Genomic DNA, 23290 nt, shown 5'->3' with positions numbered 1-23290 from the left:
CTTGCGGGCTCCCGGCGATCCCGCACAGTACCCGGGCACGGTTTCGGCGTTTCGTGGGATGTCCCACCCGACCCGGGGAAGATTGGTACCCATGACCGCACCCGGCCACGCGCTCCGGTTCTCCACCGGCGCGGGTCGGGGTGCTCTGCTGGCGGCGACCCTCGCCTCCGGAATGGTCTTTCTGGACAGCACCGTGGTCAACGTGGCGCTGCCCCGGCTGGGCGCGGAGCTGGACGCCACCGTCGCGGGTCTGCAGTGGACCGTCAACGGCTACGCGCTGGTCCTCGCCGCGTTCGTGCTGCTCGGTGGGGCGCTCGGCGACCGGCTCGGCCGGCGGCGGGTCTTCCTGGTCGGCGCCGTCTGGTTCGGCGTCGCCTCCGTCGCGTGCGGGCTGGCTCAGGATTCCGGCACCCTGGTCGCCGCCCGCTTCCTGCAAGGGGCCGGCGGGGCGCTGCTCACCCCCGGATCGCTCGCTGTGCTCCAGGCCAGCTTCCACCCCGACGACCGGGGTCGGGCCATCGGCGCGTGGTCCGGGCTGTCCGGGGTGTCCGCCGCGCTCGGGCCGTTCCTCGGCGGTTGGTTGATCGACACGCTCTCCTGGCGATGGATCTTCTTCATCAACGTTCCGATCGCGGTGGCCGTGGTGTTCGCCGGACTGCGCTGGGTGCCGGAGAGCCGCGACTCCGACGCCCCGCGTGCCGGCGGCGAACGGTTCGACGTGGCGGGGGCGGTGCTCGGCGCGCTGGCGCTGGCCGGTGTCGCGTACGCCCTGATCGAGGCGCCGGTACGCGGTCCGGCCGCGACGCCGGTGCTGGTCGCCGCGCTGGTGGGGCTGCTCGCCGCGGTGGCCTTCGGCCTGCTCGAACGACGCCGGGGCGACGCCGCGATGCTGCCGGTCGGGCTCCTCAGCGGCCGGCTCTTCCCGGTGCTCAACGTCTTCACCATTCTGGTGTACGCCGCGCTCGGCGGGTTCACCTTCTTCCTCGCCGTCCACCTGCAGAACGCGGTGGGTTGGTCGGCGTTGCGAACCGGGCTGGCCAGCATGCCGGTGACCGTCCTGCTGCTGGTCGGCTCGGCGCGGGCCGGCGCGCTCGCGGCGAGGATCGGGCCCCGGCTGCCGTTGACCGTCGGTCCGGTGGTCGCCGCGGTCGGCCTGCTGTTGCTGCGTCGGGTCGGGGCGGGCGCGTCGTACCAGGTGGACGTGCTACCGGGGGTGCTCCTGTTCGGCGCAGGGCTCACCCTGGTCGTCGCGCCGCTGACCGCGTCGGTGCTGGCCGCCGTGCCCGACCGGTTCGCCGGGGTGGCCAGCGGCGTCAACAACGCCGCGTCCCGGGTCGGTGGCCTGCTCGCGGTGGCCGCGCTGCCGCTGCTGGTCAGCCTCTCCGGCACCGGGTACGCGCAGCCAGCCGAGCTGACCGCCGCGTACCGGCAAGCACTGGCCTGGTGCGCCGGGTTGCTGCTGGCCGGGGCGGTGTTGGCCGCCCTGCTGGTCCGCCGCCCGTCCGGGCAGTCTCAGTCGTAAGTCGCGCCATGGTGCGCTCCTCAGTGGCCGGGAACACCACAACCAACCGCAACCGGCGATCGCCCGCGGCGGTTGCTACGTTCGGCGAATGAGCGATCATGACGATCGGTTGAGGTACCGACTGTTCACCGGGCCGGACGACGCCGAGTTCTGCCGCCGGGTCAGCGAGGCGCTGGCTCAGGGCTACCGGCTGCACGGCTCACCGGCGATCACCTTCGACGGGCAGCGAGTGGTCGTCGCCCAGGCTGTGGTCCTCGACGACGCCGGTGACGCCCGGGTCATCCCGATCTGACCCCGGGCTGGCCCCACACGTCACCAAGGCGTACGACCCGGGCTGGCCGGGTGCGACCAGCCCCCGGGCGCCCGACCGGCGGAAGACGGGGTGGCCGGGCCGCCCGGCCCGGCCACCTCCGGCTCAGCTCCGGGCGCGGTTGACCGCGCTGGTCACCGCCTTGATCGAGGCGGTGACGATGTTGGCGTCCATGCCGACGCCCCAGACGGTACGACCGTCCACGTCGCACTCCACGTACGCGGCGGCCTGCGCGTCACCGCCGGAGGAGAGCGCGTGCTCGTGGTAGTCGAGCACGCGTACCGCCACGCCCACCGACTGCAGCGCGTTGACGTACGCGTCGATCGGGCCGTTGCCGACGGCGGTGAGCGACCGCTGCTCGCCGCCGACCCCGACCTGGGCCTCGATCTCGACCTTGCCGTCGACGGTGCCGATCGTGTAGTCGACCAGCGCGACGGCCGGTTCCGCCTGGTGCTCGACCAGGTAGTTGCGGGCGAAGATACCCCACATCGCGGCCGGCTCGACCTCGCCGCCGGAGTGGTCGGTGACCTGCTGGACCACCCCGGAGAACTCGATCTGGAGCCGGCGCGGCAGATCGAGCTGGTGCTCGGTCTTCATGATGTACGCGACGCCGCCCTTGCCGGACTGCGAGTTGACCCGGATCACCGCCTCGTAGCTGCGGCCCAGGTCCTTCGGGTCGATCGGCAGGTACGGCACCGCCCAGGTGAACTCGTCCACCGGCACCCCGGCCGTCACGGCGTCGGCCGCCAGGGCGTCGAAGCCCTTCTTGATGGCGTCCTGGTGGGAGCCGGAGAAGGCGGTGTAGACCAGGTCGCCGGCGTACGGGTGCCGCTCGTGCACCGGCAGTTGGTTGCAGTACTCGACGGCGCGCTTGACCTCGTCGATGTTCGAGAAGTCGATCATCGGGTCGATGCCCTGGGAGAAGAGGTTCAAGCCCAGGGTCACCAGGTCGACGTTGCCGGTGCGCTCGCCGTTGCCGAACAGGCAGCCCTCGATCCGGTCCGCGCCGGCCAGCAGGCCCAGCTCGGCGGCGGCCACCCCGGTGCCCCGGTCGTTGTGCGGGTGCAGGCTCAGCACCAGGCTGTCCCGGCGGGGCAGGTGCCGGTGCATCCACTCGATCGAGTCGGCGTACACGTTCGGCGTGGCCATCTCGACCGTGGCCGGCAGGTTGACGATCAGCTTGCGGTCGGGGGTGGGGTCGACCACCTCGATGACCTTGGCGCAGACCTCCAGCGCGTACTCCAGCTCGGTGCCGGTGTACGACTCCGGCGAGTACTCGTAGTAGATGTCGGTGTCCGGGGTGTGGATCTCGGCGTACTTCCGGCAGAGCCGCGCGCCGGTGGTGGCGATGTCGGTGATGCCGTCACGGTCCAGCCCGAACACCACCCGGCGCTGCAACGTCGAGGTGGAGTTGTAGAAGTGCACGATGGCCCGGCGGGCACCGCGCAGCGACTCGAAGGTTCGGTCGATCAGGTGCTCCCGGCACTGGGTGAGCACCTGGATGGTGACGTCCTCGGGAATCAGATCCTGTTCGATCAACTGCCGGACGAAGTCGAAGTCGGTCTGGCTGGCCGACGGGAAACCGACCTCGATCTCCTTGTAGCCCATCTGCACCAGCAGTTGGAACATCCGCCGCTTGCGCTCGGGGGACATCGGGTCGATCAGCGCCTGGTTGCCGTCGCGCAGGTCCACTGCGCACCAGCGAGGCGCGGCCTCGACGTGCCGGCTGGGCCAGGCGCGGTCCGGCAGGTCGATCCGGAACTGCTGCTGGTATGGCTGGTAACGGCGGAACGGCATCTGGCTGGGGGTCTGCCGGGCGATCGGATCGTTCGCGGCGTCGGCGGTGGGTTGTGCCATGGCGGAGTACTCCCGTGGGTCATGTCGGGCGTCAGCGATCGGAAGATGTCGGCGCAATGCCGGGCGACGTGTTCTGCTGGACGGCGCGGTTCGACTCCGCGACGAGGTGCCGGCCGGTCAGGCCTCGTCGCGGCGACCAAGGAGGAGGTACGCCTGCCACATGACAGAGTCACCCTACGTGGTGAGGGAGGAAGTGGGAAGGTAGGTCCGCAGTATGGGACCGGAGTCACCCGACAACCGGGGTGTCCAGGGTCAACGCAGCAGCAGGGCGTGCGCCGGGTGGCGGCGGCGCAGACCCGTCTCGCGGCGACGTAGCTCCTCGGGCAGGCGGAACGGGTCACCGAGGCGCCCGACGGCGGTCACGCTGAGTGGGCGTACTTCTGCGGGTAGGTCCAGGTCGGCGCGGAGCGCGACCCGGTCGAAGTCGGTGAGTTGGTGCGCGTGCAGGCCGAGCGCGGTGGCCTGGACGACCAGGTGGGCCATCGCCTGCCCCAGGTCGTAGGCGGCCCGTTCCGGGTCGCCCTGGGGGTGTGCGGCGCGTTCCGGGCCGCCCTGGAGTTGCGCGGCGCGTTCCGGGTGACCGTGAGAAACGGCGGGTCGCTGTGGGTGCGCGGCAATGTGCGCGCCGAGCACGAGGGCGGCGGCGTCCCGGGCCCACCGTTGGTCGTCGGCGGGCAGACTGACCAGGATCCGCTTCCAGGTCTCGTCGTGCCGGTGGCCGAGGGCGAACCGCCACGGCTGGGTGTTGCCCGCCGAGGGCGCCCAGCGGGCGGCCTCCAGCAGGGACGCCGCCTCGTCGCCGGTCAGCTCGGCATCCGGGTCGAAGGCGCGAGGACTCCAGCGGAACGCCAGCAGCGGGGTGATGTCGACCATGCGAAAAGCATCCCGTATGGGCGTTTTCGGTGGTGTGGTGGGGCTGCACAAATGTGGTCAAAGGCACCCGTAACCACTGTATTGGTCAGGACGTTCGCCCACCTGGGCTCTCCGTCGTGGTGGGCGCGTCGCGGCCCAGTGGCTCGGCGTCCACCACCGCCCCGGGCAGGGCGACGGTGGCCGGTGCCGGACCCGCCGGGCCCGCCAGGGTGAGCGTCCCGAGCGCCGCCCGTACGTGGGTCGGTGTCCCGTCCGCCGCGAAGCAGTAGACGCCCACGTCCAGCGGCGGGTTCAGCGAGGCGGAGGTGCTCTCCACCGTGAAACAGCGCCCGGCCACCCCCTCGGGCGGGGACGCGGGAGAGATCACCAACGGGCTGCGCCGGTCGGTGAGCACCGCCAGCCAGTCGGTGAACGGGTGCTGCACCCGGGGGTCCAACCGGTCCGGCACGACGGCGTCGGGTCCGCCGAGTCGTACGCAGGTCGCCGCCTCGGGGCGGCCCGCCGACGGTAGACCGCACTGGAAGAGGCCGTCGGAGTTGGCCGCGATCGCCACGTCCGCCGTACCGCCCAGCGCGCCGCCGGACACGTCGACCCGCCAACTGCCGTCCTCGGCGCTGACCACCGTCACGTCCCGTGCCGAGCCGTCGCTGCCGACGTGGGTGTACCGGGCGGTGAAGTGGCGGTCCCGGGCGGCCGCCGCCAGCGCCGCCAGTTCGTCCCAGGCCGCGTCGACGCCGGCAGGTGCCGGGTCGGGGGGTGTGTTCGGGGTCACCCCGCCCGGCGGATCGGCGGTGCAGGCCACCAGGAGCGCCGGAACGAGGACGGACAGGGCACCGGTCATTCGGCGCGGGGCGCGCGGATGGGCATGCACGGGGTCATTCTGCGCCGGGTCCGCCCGGGGCGCGGACCCGCGTCGCCCGGCCGGCACCGGCGTGTCGCCGCCGCCCGGACGAGGACACAAGCGCAGCTCCGACCCGCGCGGACCGCCGGATGGTGGGATCACCTGACCCGTCCTCGCGTCTCGCCGGATACCCTGATGAGGTCTGACGCGCCGCCGGAGAAAGCAGCCGGCGGCGTCGGCACGCTCAGGGTCATCGCTGGGAGGGAGCGCACCGTCGTGGCACTCGTGGTGCAGAAGTACGGCGGATCCTCCGTCGCCAACGCCGAGCGCATCAAGCGGGTCGCCGAGCGGATCGTCGCCGCCCGCAAGGCGGGTGACGACGTGGTCGTGGTGGTGTCCGCGATGGGGGACACCACCGATGAGCTGCTCGACCTGGCCAACCAGGTCAGCCCGCTGCCGCCGGGTCGCGAGCTGGACATGCTGCTCACCGCCGGGGAGCGGATCTCCATGGCGCTGCTGGCCATGGCCATCCACAACCTGGGGTACGAAGCCCGCTCGTTCACCGGCTCGCAGGCCGGCGTGATCACCACGTCGGTGCACGGCAAGGCGCGGATCATCGACGTCACCCCGGGGCGGCTCAAGGGCGCGCTCGACGAGGGCGCGGTGGTCATCGTCGCCGGCTTCCAGGGCGTCTCACAGGACACCAAGGACGTGACGACGCTCGGCCGCGGCGGATCGGACACCACCGCCGTGGCGCTCGCCGCCGCGCTGAACGCGGACGTCTGTGAGATCTACACCGACGTGGACGGCATTTTCACCGCCGACCCGCGAATCGTGCCGAACGCCCGGCACATCTCCGACATCACCTACGAGGAGATGCTGGAGCTGGCGGCCTGCGGCGCGAAGGTGCTGCACCTGCGCAGCGTGGAGTACGCCCGTCGGGCGGGGTTGCCAATCCACGTCCGTTCGTCATACTCGACCAACACCGGCACCATGGTCACCGGATCGATGGAGGACCTTCCCGTGGAACAGGCGCTGATCACCGGGGTCGCCCACGACCGCAGCGAAGCGAAGATCACAATCGTCGGGGTGCCCGACGAGCCGGGCGCGGCCGCGAAGATCTTCGACACCGTCGCCGGCGCCGAGATCAACATCGACATGATCGTGCAGAACGTCTCCACCGAAGGGACGGGCCGCACCGACATCTCGTTCACGCTGCCCAAGACCGACGGTCCCACCGCCATGGCGGCCCTCAGCAAGATCCAGGATTCGGTCAAGTTCAAGGGCCTGCTCTACGACGACCACGTCGGCAAGGTGTCGCTCATCGGTGCCGGGATGCGTTCGCACCCGGGCGTCGCGGCTGGTTTCTTCGCGGCGCTGGGGGCGGCCGGGGTCAACATCGAGATGATCTCGACCTCGGAGATCCGCGTCTCGGTGGTCTGCCGGGACACCGACCTCGACAAGGCCGTACGGGCCATCCACGACGCGTTCGAGCTGGGCGGCGACTCCGAGGCCGTGGTCTACGCGGGGACGGGACGGTAGCGCCGGTGGCGGCGCAGCCCACCCTGGCCGTGGTCGGGGCGACCGGTGCTGTCGGCACCGTGCTGTGTGACCTGCTCTCCTCCCGGCGCAACGTCTGGGGCGAGATCCGGCTGCTCGCCTCGGAGCGCTCGGTCGGGCGGAAGGTGCGCTGCCGGGGTGAGGAACTGGCGGTCGGGGCGCTGACGCCGGAGGCGTTCGACGGCGTCGACGTGGCCATGTTCGACGTGCCGGACGAGGTCTCCGCCGAGTGGGGGCCGGTCGCCGTGAGCCGCGGCGCGGTGGTGGTGGACAACTCCGGGGCGTTCCGCATGGACCGGGACGTCCCGCTGGTGGTGCCCGAGATCAACCCCGAACAGGTACGCAACCGGCCCAGGGGGATCATCGCCAACGCCAACTGCACCACCCTCGCCATGATCGTGGCGGTCGCCCCACTGCACCGCGAGTACGGGCTACGCGAGCTGGTCCTCGCCTCGTACCAGGCGGCGTCGGGGGCGGGCCAGTCGGGCGTGGACACGCTGCACCTGCAACTCGGCAAGATCGCCGGGGATCGGGTGCTCGGCTCGCGACCCGGCGACGTGCGGCAGGCGGTCGGGGACGACCTCGATCCCTTCCCCGCACCGCTGGCGCTCAACGTGGTGCCCTGGGCCGGATCGCTCGCCGACGGCGGCTGGTCCTCCGAGGAGATGAAGATCCGCAACGAGTCCCGCAAGATCCTCGGCCTGCCCGACCTCAAGGTCTCCGCGACCTGCGTACGGGTGCCGGTGGTGACCGGCCACTCGGTGGCGGTGCACGCCGTCTTCGCCAGCGAGGTGGATGCGGAGGGCGCCCGCGAGGCGCTGCGCAACGCGCCCGGGGTGATCCTGGTCGACGACCCGGCGGCCGGGGAGTTCCCGATGCCGATCGACGCGGTGGGCACCGACCCGTCCTGGGTCGGCCGGATCCGCCGCGCCCTCGACGATCCGCGCGCCCTCGACCTCTTCGTGACCGGCGACAACCTCCGCAAGGGCGCCGCGCTCAACACCGCCCAGATCGGCGAACTCCTCGTCCGCGAATTCGCCCGCTGATTTGATCGACTCCGCCTGCGGCAAAGCGGGGTATCTGATGCGCGCGACAGCCCCACCTGGCGCAGACGGAGTCGATCATCGCCCGGTGCGCGGCGCGGCGCGCGGTTCAGGCCGGGGAAGATCAGGCGGCGGCGAGGCGTACGCCGTCGCGACCGTGCCGCTTGACCGCGTAGAGCGCCTCGTCGGCGCGGCGCAGGGTGAGCTCCGCCGGCTCGCCGGCACGGGGCAGCGCGATCCCGACGCTGATGGTGCGTCCGGTGCGCCGGGCCGCCTCGGTGAGCCGCTCGGCGATGCCGACCGCCTCCTCCGCGCGGCTCACCTCGAGCACCGCGACGAACTCGTCGCCGCCGATCCGGTACAGCTCGTCGCCCTGCCGCAGCGCCCCTTCCAGGGCTCGGGCCAGCCCCACCAGCAGCCGGTCCCCGGCCTGGTGGCCGTACGTGTCGTTGACGGTCTTGAAGCCGTCCACGTCGATGGCGAGCAGGGCGGTACGCCCCGGGGTGGCCGCCCGGATCCGCTGCCCGAACGGCCCGGTGTGGCGTAGCCCGGTGAGCGGGTCGGAACTGGCCTGCTCACGCAGCTGAGCCAGGGTACGAAGCCGGTCCAACGCGCCCCAAGCCTGCCCGGCGAGCAGTTCCATCAGGTTCACCGTGGTCGGGTCCGGCCGGAGCAGCCGTTCGTCGGCGACCAGCAGCAGCCCGCCCGAGTCGGGCGGCCCGAGCGGCACCGACACCAGGGTGCGCACCCCGGCGCGGACCAGCGGCTCGTATTCCTCGGTCGGCGACCGTCCCGCCTCGCCCAGCGTGTACGCCGCCCCGTGCCGGTGGGCGCGGGCGACCATCCGACCGAGCGGGCCCGGGCCCGCCTCGGTCAACTCGGCCCGCACGCGTGACTCCAGTTCGCCCAGGGCACAGGTCGGGGCGCCCAGGCGGAGACCGTGTCGGTCGTCGAGCACCAGCACGGCGGCGGAGAGGGCGGAGACCTCCCGGGCCGCGGTGATCGCGGCGACCATCAGGTCCCAGTCGGTGGGGGCGGAGGTCATCGCGGTGGCATGTCGCAGCAGTTTCTCGCTGCGGCTCTCGGCCGGCGGCCCGCCGAAGGCCACGATCCGGGCACCGAGCCGCCCGGCCAGCCGTTCCGCGGTCGCCCGCCAAGGCTCCAACTCGACCGGCTCGCTCCACTGGAGGTCGAGCACCCCGATCGGGCGGCCCGCCGGGTCCAGCACCGGCACGCAGATCTCGGCCGTGACGTCGGGGCGTACCGGCAGGTAGTCGGGGTCGGCGGTGACATCGGCGACGGTCGCGCCCGCCCCGGAGGCGTACACCCGCCCGACGATGCCGGACTTCGGCGGCACGGTGGCGAAGACCTGCCAGGCGCCGGTCGCCGCGACGCAGCGCAGCCGGTCGTGGACCTGGAGCAGGACCGAGACCGTGGCCGAGGTGTGCCGGGCGAGCGCGGTCACGGTCCACTGGCAGGCCTCGACGGCGGTGGACGCCATGGGCAGGCGGACCGTGACGTCCCGGACGACTCGTTCGTGATCCACGTTCTTCCAGGTGGGGGCGGGCCCGGCCGGCGGCGAGGCTGCGGTCAAGCGTACTCAGTGCCGCCGAACCCACCGTGGTCAAGATCATTGAGGTCGTACACATGTTCCATCCACAGGGTGTGGACGCGGCCGGTGAGTGGCCGAGCCGGCCACGCGGAGCGCCTCGGCGGGATAGCGTGATGGTCCCGGTCGCAGTGGAGGAGCCATGCTCGTCGCCCAGCTGAGTGACCCCCATCTGACCACCGGCGTGCTCGCCGCCGCACCCGCCGCCGGCCTGCACCGCGCACTCGGCCGGGTGCTGGCCCTGCGGCCACGCCCCGACTGCGTGGTGATCTCCGGCGACCTGGCCGACCAGGGCCGGCCCGACGAGTACGCCGCGCTGCGCGAGGTGCTCGGCCGCTACCCGCTGCCGGTGCACCTGGTGACCGGCAACCACGACGACCGGGAGTCGCTGCTCGACGCCTTCGGCGGCACGCCGTACCTCGGCGGCGGCTTCTCCGCCTACTACCACGTCGACCATCCCGAACTGACCGCCGTCGCGTTGGACTCGCTGGTGCCCGGCGAGAACGCCGGTCGGCTCGGTGACGACCAACTCGGCTGGCTCGACGGCGTACTCGCGGGCCGGCGCGACGTGCCGGCGGTGGTCTTCCTGCACCACCCGCCGGTCGCCGTCGGCGTTCCGGCCGCCGACGCCATCCGGCTCGCCGACGGCGACGCCCTCGCCGAGGTGATCCGCCGGCACCCCCACGTGGTCCGCGTCGCCGCCGGCCACCTGCACCGCCCGGTCACCACGGCCTTCGCCGGCACCGTGCTCACCGTCGCGCCCAGCACCTGGCGGCAGGCGTCGCTGACCATGAGCCCGGACGAGGAGATCGGTTGGGTCGACGAGCCGACCGCCTTCCTGCTGCACGCCGTCGAGCAGGGCGGGTGCGTGACGCACACCGTGCAGGTCAGTCACGCCGCCGGCATCACCTGCGGCTTCTGACCGGCCGACCGGGCCGGTTCGTCCGCCGGGTCGGCGCGGAAGCATGACGGACGGCTGGTGCGGTACGACCCGGTCGCACCGGCGAGCCGACCGATCGCCCGGATCTGATTCGGCGGCCGGGGCCGCGAGGTCACGGACGCGCCTGCGGACGCAGACGTTCGGAGGTGCACGACTGCCGTGCGGCACGGATAGCCTCGGCGCACTTCCCGGCGGCTGGACGAGCCGCCCACGCCCCGCATAATCCTGGCGGTCGGCACCCTGACGGGGGTGTCGACTCGTCATCCGACCGCCCCGGGAGAGTGCGGCGGCTCCTTCGCACCGGGAGCCGCCGCACTCCCCGGGGCGTCCCCTGCTCCGCACCCGGGCGCAGGCGCCCGCTCGGCGGTGCCCCGCACCGCCCGTGCCGCGTCGCCGCCACTGTCGGTCGGCTCTGCCATGCTGACCGGGTGAACCTGACCTGGCGGCACCTGCCCGCACCGGCCCGGGAGATCGCCGCCGCGACGGTCGACGCGGTCGAGGCGGTCCGGGAGCGTGACGTCGAGGCGCACGAGAGGGCGACCGCGCGGCTGGCCGGCGTCGAGCACGCCGGGCTGGTCCTCGGCTCGGTGGTGCGGTTGTTGCTGGAGGAGACCCACCCGGACGGGCTGGGCTCCGACGACGTGCGGCGGGTGCTGGAACGCTGCGTCCGGGCGGCCACCTCCTGGCAGCCGGGCGTCGACCCGCACGTGGTGCTGGTCCTGCTGGCCGGGGCGCTGGGCGTGTACGACCCGGACGGCGACGACTCCCCGCCCGATCCGGCGGCGCTCGCCCGGCACGCCCCGCTGCTCGTCGCCGACCTGCTGGCGGTGACCGGGCGGCCGGTCGAGGGCTACCTGGGCGTGGCGTTCGCCGAGATCGAGCGCACCGAACGACACGACTGACCGGTGGGGGCCGGACGGCCGCGGGGCGCTACCGATCGAAGCTGCTCACATCGGTGAGCCCCACGGTGGGCTCCGCAGACAGCATCGCAGACGGCAGGACGCCGGTTTTGGTGTTTTCGGTTGAGCCGGAAATCGGGGGGTACGGATTCAGGTGGACAAGGACGACTCCCTCCCGCTCGCAGGGAGGCTCGATCGGAGAAGGAGGAGTGCCATGACCACCGTGGTTGACAAGTCGATCGAGGTCGACGTGCCGGTCAGCACCGCCTACAACCAGTGGACGCAGTTCGAGGAGTTCCCCCGTTTCATGGGCGGCGTGCAGGAGGTGCGCCAGCTCGACGACCGGCGGATGCACTGGGTCGCCCAGATCGCCGGCGTCCGACGTGAGTGGGACGCGACGGTCCTGGAGCAGGTGCCGGACGAGAAGGTCGCCTGGGCGGCGACCGAGGGCGCGACCAACGCCGGCGCGGTCTACTTCCAGTCGGTCGGCACCGGCCGCACGCGGGTCCGGCTGCACCTGGAGTACGAGCCGGAAGGGCTGGTCGAGAAGGCCGGCGACAAGCTAACCATCATCGAGAAGCAGGCCGAGTCCGACCTGGAGAAGTTCAAGAGCTTCATCGAGTCCCGGGGCGTCGAGACCGGCGCGTGGCGAGGTTCGATCGGCGAAGGGCTCGGCGTGGGTACGCCGGGCGTCGCGCACGCGGCGGCGTCGCAGGGTGACAGTGGCCGGGCGGGTGCCTTCGGCGCCGCCGTCGCGGGTGCCGGCCCGGCCGACGTGAAGCACCGCTCCCGCGACGACGAGGACCGGGTGGTCGACGCCAACGAGCGGGACTACGTGGTGACCGAGATCGACTGGCCCGCGCCCGACACCACCACCACCTACCCGGGTGGCCCGGTCAACGAGCCGAACCGGCCCCTCTGACGGGCCGCCGCGCCCGCCGGTTCGGCCACCGGCTGCGGGCGGTTCCGACAGCGAAAGGGTCCCTCCACCGAGGGGCCCTTTCGTCATACGAGGCCACCGACAGTCCTGCCCGCTGCGGTTTCCAGAATCGCCGGCAAGGCGTGCAACCTCGCTGGCAAATCTCGCGAAGGACCGGGGCCGGCGATCAGCAGGCTCACCTGGCTCCCGAGTTCGCGAAAGCCGAGCCGGGCCAGCCCAGCCGTCAAGGCCATGCTGAGACTGCACGGCCGGAGGTCCCACCACGCCTGTCCCGGCGGCGAGTGGTTCCTCCGGCCGTGCGGTATCTGCCGTCGGACGCTGACCTGGTGCCGTCAAGCCTCCGCGTCGGTTGGATCGGTCGGTCCATGGACCGTCCCTCAGCCGGCTAGTCCATCCGGATGTTGACCTGGGTGTTCCAGACGCACTCCTTCGGGTCTGCGCAGAGGTTGTGCGTGTGGCCGTAATCCGGGTCGTCGTGCGACCACGACCGGACGGCGATGCGGTATTCGCCCGCGCCCTCCGTGATAGAGCTACGTGACCAGGACTCCTGCGACGGGAAGTTCGACGCGGCGTAGTTGCACTTGCCATCCACCAGGTCGCCGTACGCCATGCCGCCGCCTCGGTAGACCCATCCGGCGGTGTTCTTGCGGTAGAGCGCGTACGTGACGGAGCTGTGGTTGCAGTCCCACGGGGAGAAGTTGATGTATACGCCGCCCCACCGCGCCGACAGGGTGAAGGTGCGCGCAGCCTCTATGGCGGCCCAGCCGAAGTTGGCACACGGCGTGCGCGCGTGGAGGTACGACGGCACGAGCGAGATCGAGGTCGTGTCCCCCCGCAGGGTGTCGTCGACCGGCAGGCTGCGGGCGTTCAGTTCGGTTACGCATGATTTCAACAGGTCTTCCCCGACCAGCGGATGGTGCGGGTCGTCGTGGGCGGCCGCGGGGGGCGCCGCCGCCAGCAGGCAGCCCACCATGAGTACGACGGTGACGGCTGCCCGGCGAGCAGTGGTCAACTTCATGTCACTCCATCCTCGAACGGGTGCGACCCGAGCGATCGAATCATGAACTGACCGTACGAACGCGCGACCCTCCTGAGCGGACCACTCGGCGGGCGATCCGGGCGTACCAATCGCGATCGATACCGGTTACGGTGCCTCTTCCACCAACGGAGTTTCGGAATCGCGATGAACAGCCGGGCGCTCGATCAGCAGGCTCATCTGGCTTCCCAGTTCCCGGAAGCCGAGCCGGCCAGCCAACCGCCGGGACGGCTCCGGGCGCGCGCGCCACTGTGGTAGCAGCGGGTTCCGCAGCGCGTCGGCCACCGCCGAGGAGGCGACCGTACGGGCCAGCCCTCGACGGCGGAACCTGGAGTCGGTCAGGACGCACAGGTGCGCGACGGATCCGGGCCAGTGGCGGTAACCCGCTGCCGCCGTCACCTCCGTCCCGTCTCGGACGACGAACACGGATGACGTGATCTCGTCGATGCCGCTCTCCTCAGCCTCGTCCTGGCCGACTGTGGCGACGAAGCGAGCCAGGTTGGGGTGCCCGGGAGGCAGCACGTCGACATCCGCCCCGGCCCATGGCTGGAACTCCTGCTCGTCCAGGTAGGCCAGGGCAGCAGGGCCGAGGGCATCGAGAACGTGCGGCTCGCCGCGCCAGCGCTCCACCTGGAGCGCCGTACCCGTGGGAAGGCCGGACAGCGAGCGCCGCAGGATGTCAGCGGCGGCCGCGTTCGGTGCGGTGGCGATGCCGGCGTGGCCCAGCACGACGACGCCGGCCCAGCCGGGCGGGCACAACCGTGACTCGGCGGCGACGAACACCCGCACGTCGCTGGTCGGGAAGCTGGCCGCCACGCCAGCCAGGCTCATCCAGAGGTGTTGGATCCGAGCCATCAGACTCATCGATGCATCGTCGCCGGCCTGCCGGTTCGTGGCTATCGACTTTGCCCAAGGGGCGGTGATCGCTGCGGTGCCGACAGATGGTCAGCGGCCGGTAGGCGGTCCGGCGACGGCTCAGCAGCGGCCGTCCGCCTTGAAGCTGCATGAAGGCGCCCCCGGTGGCGGGCTCGAAGCTCAGCGTCCCGGCGGCTACCTGTGGGGCAAGCGGTATGCCGGATCACCGCTGTAAGGATCAAGGGCTTGGCTGGCTTCGTCAGCGCGAAATATTTTGGGCGGTCCAAGCAACCGATCTCATCCCGCCGGTGCACCTAACGGTGAGAGGAGTCGGATGCGAAGTCACGAAGACGAGGATCGACGCCAGTTCAGTGAGTACTTCGCCGCGCGGCGCGAGGTGGTCCGGCATTCCGCGTACCTGATGTGCGGGGACTGGCACTGGGCGGATGACCTGACCCAGGCCGCGTTCATCCGGGTTGCCTCGGCCTGGCACCGGGTCCGCGATCCGCAGGCGTTGGACGCGTTCGTCCGGACCTGTCTGGTCCGGACGTACCTGTCGGAGACCCGGCGGGTGTGGCGCCGCCGCGAGCGCGTGGTGGCGGAGATGCCCGATCTGGCCAGCGGAAATGACGACGCCGAGTCGGTGGCCCGCCGGGTGGCCTTCGCTCAGGCACTACGGCAGGTGCCACCCCGCCAGCGGGTGACCCTGATCTGCCGGTTCTATCAGGGGCTTGACGTGACCGAGACGGCTGTCGCGTTGGGTTGTTCGGAGGGCACGGTGAAGAGTCAGACCGCGAGGGGTCTCGCCACGCTACGCAAGGTCCTGGGTGACGCACTTTCTGTCCCCACGTTGGCCTGCGCTACGGGGGGAAAGGAATGACAGAGCTGCGTGATCTCTTCGAGGAGGCGGCGAACTCGGCGCCGCCGCCGAGCCGGTTGGTCGCGGATGAGCTGTACGCGGCCGGACGCCGGCGTCGGCGCCGGCGGACGGTCGCCAACTGTGCGGCCGCCGTGGCACTCGTCATGACCGCCGGTACGGGTATCGCCGCGATGGCTGGGCACGAGCGGTCCGTCAGCGGCGAGGCGGGCGTCGACCAGAAGCAGTCGTTGCCTGGCGCCCTGCCACACCATGGGGAGCGGATTCAGTGGTCCGGGGCGGCCGATGCGCGACACCTGTACCTGTCGATGTCGACGCAGCTGAGCTGTTCCAAGGAGCCGTGCGCCAAGAGCATCGTGCAACTGGTCGCCTCCGACGACGGTGGACGTACCTGGAGCGATCGGGGCGGACCGATCAACGCCGCCAACTTCGAGGTTCTCGGACCCGGCCGGTTGCTGGCCGTCCTGCACGACTCGCCGGGGCCGAAGTGGACCCTGCAGACCAGTACGGATGGCGGGCGAACCTGGCACAGGCTGGATCAGGCCCCTCCTGTCGCGGCGGTGCCCACCGGAAGCATTGCCGTGTGCTGGCCGGAGTCGAACAAGGCGGCTTCAGCGTGCAGGATGCACGCGCTCGATCCGGCAACACGCCGGATCGCCCCGCTGACCAGCCAGCCCGCCTTGACTTTGAGTGACGATCTGCGGATTCGGGAGTCGGCGGGACGACTGTGGGCGTCGGGTGTCGATCCGGCGACTGGCCGACCGGGGGTCGCCGTGAGCCGGGATGCTGGACGTACCTGGTCCACCCAGGTCTTCGCGGACGCGCCTGCCTGCTCCCGGGCGGGCTGTCCCGCGCCGTACCTCGCGGCGGGTGACGGGCCGATCGGGTATGCGGTGGTCCTCGGCGCGCAGCAGCGTGTTGTTTACCGCTACGAGGAGAACGACGGCCAGGGCGCAGGTGGTTGGCAGCGGGTTCCTGGTGCGGGCAGTGTGCCGTCTGACCGGCTCCCTGGCGGCGTCCAGTCGTTCGTCACCGCCGATGGAACCCATGTGTTGTTCCAGGTCGTGACCCAATCCGACCAGGACGTCGACGGTCACCGCTGGTGGAGGGCTGGCGCGGACGGCACGTACGAGGCAGTCCAACCGGTGGGCCTCCCGGCCACCGTCAACCCGATCCGTCGTACGTCCAACGGCTGGTTCTACACACACAGCTACCTCGACAAGGTGGTGTACGGGTCGACCGATGGCTGGCACTGGTCGCCGGTAGCCCGCGGGTCGTAGGACATCACCCCCTTTCTCATGGTTTTAGCTCGTTTGTTCGCCCGCGCGTCTCCGCGCGGGTTCAGTCCGGACACAGAGGTCAGGAGAGCATGGTTCATCTAGGACTTTCCCGCAGGTATCGGCGTCATGTCGTCGGTGCGGGAGCCGCTGCCATGGTGGCGTTGGTGCTGAGCGCATGCGGTGGCGCCGCCGAGGCGCCGACGGTGGCCACGGCGGGCGGTTCCAGCGCCCAGCCGACCGGGTCGGCCGGTGCGGTCAGTGGGCCTGTCGCCCAGTACGTCGAAGGGCAACGCCAGTGGGTCAACTGCCTGCGCAAGGAGGGCTTTGACCTGCCGGACCCGGACGCCAAAGGGCGCGTCGACCTGAGCGCACCCGACGTCCCGAAAAAGACCGATCAGAAATGGCGGGCAGCTCAGGAAAAATGTAAAGGCTTCAGTCTGCCTATCCCTGACGAACTGGAGGAGAAGGGGCCCCCGGTGACGGCGGAGCAGATCGCCCACCGGCGTGAGTACGCGAAGTGCATGCGCGCTAACGGGATGCCGGACTGGCCTGACCCGGGCCCGGACGGCGAATGGCCCCAGGCCGGGTCAATGAGCAGGGAACTCACCCCGCAGGAGCAGGCGCTGAACATTCGCGCGCTGCAGATCTGTGAACCGGTGCTTGACGGACGTCCGAAGACCACCGCGAACCCGAACGGGGCCGGCCGGGGATGAGCCAGCAGGTACCCGTGGCAGAGCCCACCACAATTACCGAGCCGACCGGTACGGTGACCGACTGGAGGCGGCGACGGCGGGTACGGGCTGCGCTGGGCGGCGTCGCCGCGCTGGTCACCCTCGCGGTGGCCGGCGCGGCCACCCTTGGCCTTGGCGGGCGCGGAGGGGATGACCCCACGCCGGCGCGTACCGGGCCGGCCGCCACCGCGCCGGTCACTCGGCAGACGCTGGTCAAGACCGTGACGCTGGCCGGCGAACTCGGATACGGCCCAGCCGTACCGCTCGCCTCGACCGTCACGGGCACGGTGACCTGGCTACCTCAGGTCGGGGCCACGGTACGGCGGGGCGGTGTGCTGCTGCGCGCCGACGAACTGCCGGTGGTGCTGCTGTATGGGTTCCTGCCGATGTACCGGCCGTTGGCCGAGGGCACAGAAGGGTCGGACGTGCGGCAGTTCGAGCGTAATCTCGCCGCCCTCGGCTATCACGGGTTCACGGTGGACGAGGAGTTCACGGCAGCCACCACCGCCGCGGTGAAGCGTTGGCAGAAGGACCTGGAACTGCCGGACACCGGGAGGGTCGAGCGGGACCGGGTGGTGTACGCGCCGAAGGCGGTGCGCATCGCGCAGCACCTGGTACGCCTCGGGGCGAGCGCGAGCGGAGACGTGCTGACGTACACCGGCAACACCCGGATGGTGACGGTGTCCGCCGGTGCGGGCGAGGCTGCCTGGGCGGCGAAGGGCGCCAAGGTCACCGTCACCTTGCCCACCGGCGGTTCGGTAACCGGCGAGGTCAGGGCCGTGGGTGCCCCAGCATCCGACGCCTCGGCTGGCGCTGGGCAGCGGCCTGTGAACCCGGAACGGCCCGGCACTGACGCCGCCACGGTCGAGGTCACCATCGCGATTGCTGACCAGAAGGCGTTGGGCGCGCTGGGTGCCACGCCGGTCGACGTGCGATATGTGGCGAAGGAGCGGCGGGACGTGCTCACCGTGCCGGTGGAGGCGTTGTTGGCGCTCGCCGAGGGCGGGTACGGCGTGGAGGTGACCGGGCCGGCGGGCACCCGGGTCGTGGCGGTGCAAGCTGGCATGTTCGCCGACGGGCGGGTTGAGGTCAGCGGCGAAGGCCTGACCGACGGCGTGATGGTCGGGGTGCCGCAGTGACCGGTGTGATCGAACTCGTCGGGGTGTCGCGGACCTATCCGGGTGGAGTGACGGCGTTACGGGAGGTTGACCTGACCATCGGGTACGGAGAACTGGCCGGGATCGTCGGCCCTTCCGGCTCAGGCAAGTCCACCTTGCTGAACCTGATCGGTACCCTCGACCGGCCGTCGACCGGGACGGTACGGATCGATGGGCACGATGTGTCTACTCACACCGACCGGGAGGTGTCCGCCCTACGCGGCCGCCGGATCGGTTTCGTGTTCCAGCAGTTCCACCTGGCCGCTGGCGTACCCGTGCTGGACAACGTGGCTGACGGGCTGCTCTACGCTGGCGTGCCCAGGCGGGAGCGGCGACGACGGGCGGCGAACGCGCTGGCCCGAGTCGGCCTTGACCACCGGCTTGACCATCGGCCGCATGAGCTGTCCGGCGGTGAACGGCAGCGAGTGGCGTTCGCGCGTGCTGTCGTCGGCGAGCCGGCGCTGTTGCTCGCCGACGAGCCCACCGGCAACCTCGACTCGGTCGCCGGTGCGGCCGTGCTGGCGCTGCTGGAGGAGTTGCACGGTCAAGGCACAACGGTCGTGGTGATCACGCATGATCAGGACATCGCGGCCAGTCTGCCGCGGCAGATCATGCTGCGGGATGGCCGGATCATCCGCGATTCGGGCGCGCCGCTGGCGGTGCGCCCGTGACCCAGAAAGCTGGCGGGGTCATGACGCTGAAACCTGGCGCCGCGAAGCCGCGACCGGCGCGGCTCAGTCCAGCCGACGTGGCCCGACTAGGCGCGGCAGGGTTGCGGTCCCGACCACTGCGGGTTTGCCTTTCCGCGCTGGGCATCGCCATCGGCATCGCGGCGATGCTGGCGGTGGTGGGCATCTCCACCTCCAGCCGGGCTGAACTGAACCAGACCCTCGACCGGCTCGGCACCAACCTGCTGACCGCAGCCCCAGGCGAGACCCGGACGGGCGAAGAGGCAGTCCTGCCCGAGGAGTCGACGGCGTTGGTCGGTCGAATCGGGCCGGTGGAATCGGTCAGCGCAACCGGTGCCGTCACAAAATCCATCTACCGTACCGACCATGTCCCGGCGGGTCAGACCGGCAGCATTCAGGTGCTCGCCGCTCAACCTGAACTGTTGACCGTCGTCGACGCCACGCTGCACGCCGGTTCCTGGTTCACGCCCGCCACCGCCACCTATCCAACGGTCGTGCTGGGCGCCACCGCTGCCCGCCGCCTGGACGTACCCGGAGTCGGGACGCGCGTGTGGCTGGGCGGCGAATGGTTCGCTGTGATCGGCATTCTGACGCCCGTACCCCTGGTCGAGGAGTTGGACTCGGCCGCGCTGGTGGGGTGGGATGCCGCTCGGTCTTACCTCGGTTTCGACGGCCATCCCACCCGGCTGTACCTTCGTGTCGCGCCCACCCAGGTCGCGGCGGTTCGGGCAGTACTCGGGCGCACCGTCAACCCGGAAGCACCCAACGAGGTGTCCGTATCCCGCCCCTCCGACGCGCTGGCCGCCCAACAGGCCACCGACAACGCCCTGAACGGGCTACTGCTCGGCTTGGGTGCGGTAGCGCTCCTCGTAGGGGGAGTCGGCATCGCCAACACCATGGTGATCTCGGTATTGGAACGCCGCGCCGAGGTGGGTCTACGTCGAGCACTCGGTGCCACCCGCGGACAGATCCGCGGCCAGTTCCTCGCCGAGTCACTTCTACTCTCCACGCTCGGCTGCGTGGGCGGCACCCTGCTCGGCGTCGTCGTTACCGGACTGTACGCGGCCAGTCAAAGCTGGCCCGTCGTGGTGCCCGCCTGGGCAATGGCCGGAGGACTGGCAGCCACCCTCCTGATCGGCGCCGCAGCCGGCCTCTACCCCGCAGTACGCGCAAGCCGACTCGCACCGACCGAAGCCCTCGCCGGCACGTGACCAGCAAGCCCTGACCGGGACGGATATGCCCGTTCTCCTGCCGCCCGCGAGCGTCGATGGCATGGTGTCGTCCCAAGCAGCACCAGGCAGCGCCTGTGTTCTCGGGAGACGACTCAGGGCCGGTGTCCCCGTAGGGGAAACCGACCCTGAACTGGCCCTACCTCTGGTCGGGGTGGCCGGATTCGAACCGACGACCTCTTCGTCCCGAACGCCGTCACCGCGCATCGTGCGCTGCCGTCGGTTGTCATCCCGTGTCTTTGAGACCAGCTCCCGTCGTATATGTCGTCGTCGCCTATCGCGCGCGGGCAACGCGTTTCATGCCTCCCTGCTGCCCGGAAGCGGACCGGTCAACTCGCGCCAGCCAGGCTCTGCCGGTACTCCAAGGCCTCGGGCACCTCCTCGTACTGCAGGAGGTTTCCCGTCAGGGCGAGCAGGTGCGTCTTGGCCTCCGCAGGGGTGACGCGGAAGAACTCGCGTCGCTGGTTGACGAGGTTCACGCGACGGTCTGCAAGACGGGCATGCATCTGGGCCTCGATACCGACGGCGTCATCGGCGAAGAACACGGCATGCACGTCGAAGTTGAACGGGACCGAGGCGTCGCTGAGCTCTCGCACCCGGTCGAGGGGGTCTAGTCGCCGGGTCATACCGATCTTCACCATGTCCTCGCCGAATGCCCCGATGTTGGAAATCACGTAGACGTAACCGGCGCGGACGTTCGCGGCCCGGTAGTCCACGGCCTCCGCCGCTGCTTCGACCTCGGCGAGGCGTTCCTCCATCTGAGCGACGCCCTCGGCGTCCCCCTTAACCCGAAGGGCGGCGAGGGCGTTGGCGTAGTGCTGCCGCTCCTTCTCCAGGCGTGCGCGCTCGCGTTCGATCTCCTGCTGGACCTTTCGCTCCTCGCGCAGGCGTGCCTTCTCCTCGCGCTCCCGCTCTTTCTCTTCGGCGACCTTCGCAAGGTAGTCGGCGGTGAGCCGGAGTTCCTTGATTCGCAGGCGGTGGTAGTCGTTGGAGATTCGGATGCCCATCTGCGTGCCGAGGCGGGCGATCATGTCGGCTACCTTGTTCAGGCGTTCTTTGGCCGAGTCGAGCCTGTAGGGCTTCAAGCCGCGGACTAGGTTGTCTGCTTCAGCGTTGTAGGCACGCAGCATGAGCTTGGAAATATCCCTGACCATGGCGCGGCCCTTGGCCTCGGAGCCCTCGACAGTCCAGTTGGTGCTTACCTCGACAGCACCGCCGTCCTTTCTGGTCATGGATTTGATCTGATCCTGGATGGTGGCAAGTTTGCCCTGGTAGGCGATGGCGTCGGTCAGCGGGTGTTGGTACTCGTACACCCCGACCTCCTGCAGCAAAGCGATCTCCTCGGTGACGACCACCTGCTGCTGCAACCCCGTCATTCGCTGGTTGAGCTCGGCGGTCTGCTGCGTCAACCGGTCGCGATACTGCTCCAACTCGATTACGCTCATCGCCCCAAGCCGCTTCATTTCAGACTGCAGACGGTCTAGCTCGGCTCGTAGTTGGGCGACCTCGCCCTGGCGCTGGTTGAGCTGATCCTGCAGGCTGGTGGCCTCGGCATGCCACGCGTTGAGCTTCTTCTGCAGCTCCCCGTTCTCAGCGGCAAGCTCTCGCGCCTTGCTGCGGGCTCCGAACAGCGGGATGTCCTCCTCGACCCAGAGCTGCCACCCAGCAGGCGGCGGACCCCATGCCGGGTCCGGTGTCCAGCCAGCTGGGGGTGTCCAGCCTGCCGGCGGTGGCGGCCAGTTTGGCGGCGGGTTGTATCGCGTTGTCATGGCGGCTTGAGCGTTCCCTTCTGGCTGGCCGCTCAAGGTAGGACGCCGCTGATGAACTGGTCAATCCGTCGCAAGTACTTCATAGCCACACTGTCGTAGGCACGACACTTCCTGTCCGGGCGGACCGGCTACCACCACTTCCGCGAGTGGAACAGAGCCTCGACCCCGAGGAACGCCATCGCTGGGCGCCCAAACACCGCGACGTCTGACCGCCTGGACGAGGACCACTAGTAGTGCTTTGTTAGGTCGGTGTGGCGTGTCGCTTGTACGGGCGTCGTGGCGGTGTTTGGCTGCGGTGCGTGGATGAGCGGGATCTGGTTCGGGTGCGAGCGGGGTTGGAGGACTTCGCGGCGGGAATCTTCGCGGGGTTGCGGCGGTCGGATCAGCGGGCAACGGGTTTGCGGTATCTGCGTGGGTTGATGTTGGACGGTCGGCGGAAGTCGATGCAGCCGATGGCGCAGCGGCTCGGGGTCGATCACCAGCAGTTGCAGCAGTTCCTGACCTCCTCCACCTGGGATGTCGCCGGTGTGCGACGGCGGCTGGCTACGGCCGCGGTCGACGTGGTGACGCCCCAGGTGTGGGTGGTGGACGACACCGGATTTCCGAAGGACGGCAAGGCTTCTGCGTGTGTGGCTCGGCAGTACTCCGGCACACTCGGCAAGGTCGCCAACTGCCAGATCGCCGTCAGCGTCCACGCCGCGACCGACACGGCGTCGGCGGTGCTGAACTGGCGGCTGTTCGTGCCGGAGTCCTGGGACGAGGGCTGCGTCCCCGGCCCGGACGGCAAGCCCGCGAACCCACACGCCCGCAGGCTGCGCCAGCAGCCGGTCACCCTAGATGCGGCCGGGGCGAAGAAACCACACTCGCGTGTGCGGCTGCCGCCCGCCGAGCAGATCGACCAGATCCGCCGGCGGCGGGCGGCGTCGAAGGTCCCCGACACCGAGCGGTACCGGCCGAAGTGGCTGATGGCCCTGGAGATGCTCGACGAGCTGGCCGGGTGGGGGCTGCGTCCTCCGCTGCTGACCGCTGACGCCGGCTACGGCCAGGTCGCCGAGTTCCGTCAGGGACTGACCGAACGCGGCATCAGCTACATCGTGGCGACCACGTCGTCCACCACCGCACAACCCGGTACCGCCCAGCCGGTCGAGGTCCCCTACGCCGGAGTCGGCAAGCACCCCACACCGCGCTACCCCCAGCCGGCCCGCAGCCTGAAGGACCTCGCCCTCGCCCACGGCGCCGACGCCGCGACTTTGGTGCGCTGGCGCCCCCGGAT

General features: G+C 70.6%; 20 protein-coding genes and 1 pseudogene. 14 read left to right on the top strand and 7 right to left on the bottom strand.

Translation table 11 applies throughout. The annotated features are described in order from the left end of the window. Positions 1-91 precede the first annotated feature (91 nt). Both E1182_RS12515 and E1182_RS12510 read left to right on the top strand, forming a co-directional pair. On the top strand, positions 92-1522 hold the full coding sequence (locus E1182_RS12515; protein ID WP_132264315.1) for an MFS transporter: 1431 nt from the start codon (positions 92-94) through the stop codon (positions 1520-1522). A gap of 88 nt (positions 1523-1610) precedes the next feature. After that, positions 1611-1814: a DUF1737 domain-containing protein gene (locus E1182_RS12510; RefSeq protein ID WP_132264313.1), complete on the top strand. Its 204-nt coding sequence runs from the start codon at positions 1611-1613 to the stop codon at positions 1812-1814. Positions 1815-1937: 123 nt separating this feature from the next. Here E1182_RS12510 and leuA read toward each other — a convergent pair whose 3' ends face one another. The 3 genes from leuA to E1182_RS12495 all read right to left on the bottom strand — a co-directional run bounded on the left by leuA (position 1938) and on the right by E1182_RS12495 (position 5433). Next, positions 1938-3689, bottom strand: coding sequence for a 2-isopropylmalate synthase (leuA, locus tag E1182_RS12505; RefSeq protein WP_132264311.1), 1752 nt, complete (start codon positions 3687-3689; stop codon positions 1938-1940). A 252-nt stretch (positions 3690-3941) separates the two neighbouring features. Further along, a complete protein-coding gene (locus E1182_RS12500) occupies positions 3942-4562 on the bottom strand; it encodes a nitroreductase family protein (protein WP_132264309.1) in 621 nt (206 codons plus the stop codon). Positions 4563-4647: 85 nt separating this feature from the next. Further along, positions 4648-5433 carry a hypothetical protein gene (locus E1182_RS12495; RefSeq protein ID WP_132264307.1) on the bottom strand — a complete coding sequence of 262 codons (786 nt, stop codon included), beginning with the start codon at positions 5431-5433 and terminating at the stop codon, positions 4648-4650. 246 nt (positions 5434-5679) lie between these two features. On the opposite strand from E1182_RS12495, the gene E1182_RS12490 reads away from it, so the two are divergent. Both E1182_RS12490 and E1182_RS12485 read left to right on the top strand, forming a co-directional pair. Next, complete coding sequence (locus tag E1182_RS12490) at positions 5680-6945, top strand: aspartate kinase (RefSeq protein WP_132264305.1); 1266 nt, start codon at positions 5680-5682, stop codon at positions 6943-6945. Between the two features lie 5 nt (positions 6946-6950). Next, the gene (locus E1182_RS12485) at positions 6951-8009 is read left to right on the top strand and encodes an aspartate-semialdehyde dehydrogenase (protein ID WP_132264303.1); all 1059 of its coding nucleotides are present in this window, start codon (positions 6951-6953) and stop codon (positions 8007-8009) included. A gap of 121 nt (positions 8010-8130) precedes the next feature. On the opposite strand, the gene E1182_RS12480 is transcribed toward E1182_RS12485, so the two are convergent. Continuing rightward, a complete protein-coding gene (locus tag E1182_RS12480; RefSeq protein WP_371687542.1) occupies positions 8131-9507 on the bottom strand; it encodes a diguanylate cyclase in 1377 nt (458 codons plus the stop codon). Between the two features lie 250 nt (positions 9508-9757). Here E1182_RS12480 and E1182_RS12475 point away from each other — a divergent pair, with 250 nt between their 5' ends. From E1182_RS12475 to E1182_RS32205, 3 genes and pseudogenes are all read left to right on the top strand, one after another. Continuing rightward, a complete protein-coding gene (locus tag E1182_RS12475; RefSeq protein WP_132264298.1) occupies positions 9758-10537 on the top strand; it encodes a phosphodiesterase in 780 nt (259 codons plus the stop codon). Between the two features lie 446 nt (positions 10538-10983). Then, positions 10984-11457, top strand: coding sequence for a hypothetical protein (locus tag E1182_RS12470; RefSeq protein ID WP_132264296.1), 474 nt, complete (start codon positions 10984-10986; stop codon positions 11455-11457). Positions 11458-11668: 211 nt separating this feature from the next. Further along, a pseudogene (locus E1182_RS32205) lies at positions 11669-12115 on the top strand (SRPBCC family protein); the annotation flags it as partial. 664 nt (positions 12116-12779) lie between these two features. Here the strand turns inward: E1182_RS32205 and E1182_RS12460 are convergent. Together E1182_RS12460 and E1182_RS12455 are read right to left on the bottom strand one after the other, a co-directional pair. Then, entirely contained in the window at positions 12780-13412 is a 633-nt protein-coding gene (locus tag E1182_RS12460; RefSeq protein ID WP_132264291.1) for a hypothetical protein, read from the bottom strand. 126 nt (positions 13413-13538) lie between these two features. Then, positions 13539-14294: a GNAT family N-acetyltransferase gene (locus E1182_RS12455; protein WP_132264289.1), complete on the bottom strand. Its 756-nt coding sequence runs from the start codon at positions 14292-14294 to the stop codon at positions 13539-13541. A 325-nt stretch (positions 14295-14619) separates the two neighbouring features. On the opposite strand from E1182_RS12455, the gene E1182_RS12450 reads away from it, so the two are divergent. From E1182_RS12450 to E1182_RS12425, 6 genes are all read left to right on the top strand, one after another. Next, the gene (locus tag E1182_RS12450; protein WP_132264287.1) at positions 14620-15165 is read left to right on the top strand and encodes a SigE family RNA polymerase sigma factor; all 546 of its coding nucleotides are present in this window, start codon (positions 14620-14622) and stop codon (positions 15163-15165) included. Continuing rightward, entirely contained in the window at positions 15162-16442 is a 1281-nt protein-coding gene (locus E1182_RS12445) for a sialidase family protein (RefSeq protein WP_132264284.1), read from the top strand. The genes E1182_RS12450 and E1182_RS12445 overlap by 4 nt, the downstream gene beginning before the upstream one ends. A 152-nt stretch (positions 16443-16594) precedes the next feature. Beyond that, positions 16595-17155 carry a hypothetical protein gene (locus tag E1182_RS12440; protein WP_132264282.1) on the top strand — a complete coding sequence of 187 codons (561 nt, stop codon included), beginning with the start codon at positions 16595-16597 and terminating at the stop codon, positions 17153-17155. A 14-nt stretch (positions 17156-17169) separates the two neighbouring features. Further along, entirely contained in the window at positions 17170-18312 is a 1143-nt protein-coding gene (locus E1182_RS12435; RefSeq protein WP_243706193.1) for a peptidoglycan-binding protein, read from the top strand. Then, positions 18309-19001 carry an ABC transporter ATP-binding protein gene (locus E1182_RS12430; protein ID WP_132264280.1) on the top strand — a complete coding sequence of 231 codons (693 nt, stop codon included), beginning with the start codon at positions 18309-18311 and terminating at the stop codon, positions 18999-19001. The genes E1182_RS12435 and E1182_RS12430 overlap by 4 nt, the downstream gene beginning before the upstream one ends. Positions 19002-19021: 20 nt before the next feature. Beyond that, the gene (locus tag E1182_RS12425; RefSeq protein WP_132264332.1) at positions 19022-20230 is read left to right on the top strand and encodes an ABC transporter permease; all 1209 of its coding nucleotides are present in this window, start codon (positions 19022-19024) and stop codon (positions 20228-20230) included. A gap of 347 nt (positions 20231-20577) precedes the next feature. Here E1182_RS12425 and E1182_RS12420 read toward each other — a convergent pair whose 3' ends face one another. Further along, entirely contained in the window at positions 20578-22017 is a 1440-nt protein-coding gene (locus E1182_RS12420; protein ID WP_132264277.1) for a DUF4041 domain-containing protein, read from the bottom strand. A 299-nt stretch (positions 22018-22316) separates the two neighbouring features. Between E1182_RS12420 and E1182_RS12415 the strand changes: the two genes are divergently transcribed. After that, a partial coding sequence (locus tag E1182_RS12415) for a transposase (protein ID WP_132264275.1) occupies positions 22317-23290 on the top strand: 974 nt, incomplete at its 3' end.

This window comes from Micromonospora sp. KC721, from assembly GCF_004348355.1.
Taxonomy (GTDB): domain Bacteria; phylum Actinomycetota; class Actinomycetes; order Mycobacteriales; family Micromonosporaceae; genus Micromonospora.
This window is presented reverse-complemented; position numbering and strand designations above follow the sequence as displayed.

What these genes read in the sequence shown, in the direction of transcription:
- E1182_RS12455 (WP_132264289.1), bottom strand. Translation starts at nt 14,294, where the DNA reads ATGAGTCTGATGGCTCGGATCCAACACCTCTGGATGAGCCTGGCTGGC.
- E1182_RS12460 (WP_132264291.1), bottom strand. Translation starts at nt 13,412, where the DNA reads ATGAAGTTGACCACTGCTCGCCGGGCAGCCGTCACCGTCGTACTCATG.
- E1182_RS12440 (WP_132264282.1), top strand. Translation starts at nt 16,595, where the DNA reads ATGGTGGCGTTGGTGCTGAGCGCATGCGGTGGCGCCGCCGAGGCGCCG.
- leuA (WP_132264311.1), bottom strand. Translation starts at nt 3,689, where the DNA reads ATGGCACAACCCACCGCCGACGCCGCGAACGATCCGATCGCCCGGCAG.
- E1182_RS12425 (WP_132264332.1), top strand. Translation starts at nt 19,022, where the DNA reads ATGACGCTGAAACCTGGCGCCGCGAAGCCGCGACCGGCGCGGCTCAGT.
- E1182_RS12515 (WP_132264315.1), top strand. Translation starts at nt 92, where the DNA reads ATGACCGCACCCGGCCACGCGCTCCGGTTCTCCACCGGCGCGGGTCGG.
- E1182_RS12480 (WP_371687542.1), bottom strand. Translation starts at nt 9,507, where the DNA reads ATGGCGTCCACCGCCGTCGAGGCCTGCCAGTGGACCGTGACCGCGCTC.
- E1182_RS12500 (WP_132264309.1), bottom strand. Translation starts at nt 4,562, where the DNA reads ATGGTCGACATCACCCCGCTGCTGGCGTTCCGCTGGAGTCCTCGCGCC.
- E1182_RS12445 (WP_132264284.1), top strand. Translation starts at nt 15,162, where the DNA reads ATGACAGAGCTGCGTGATCTCTTCGAGGAGGCGGCGAACTCGGCGCCG.
- E1182_RS12420 (WP_132264277.1), bottom strand. Translation starts at nt 22,017, where the DNA reads ATGACAACGCGATACAACCCGCCGCCAAACTGGCCGCCACCGCCGGCA.
- E1182_RS12510 (WP_132264313.1), top strand. Translation starts at nt 1,611, where the DNA reads ATGAGCGATCATGACGATCGGTTGAGGTACCGACTGTTCACCGGGCCG.
- E1182_RS12475 (WP_132264298.1), top strand. Translation starts at nt 9,758, where the DNA reads ATGCTCGTCGCCCAGCTGAGTGACCCCCATCTGACCACCGGCGTGCTC.
- E1182_RS12450 (WP_132264287.1), top strand. Translation starts at nt 14,620, where the DNA reads ATGCGAAGTCACGAAGACGAGGATCGACGCCAGTTCAGTGAGTACTTC.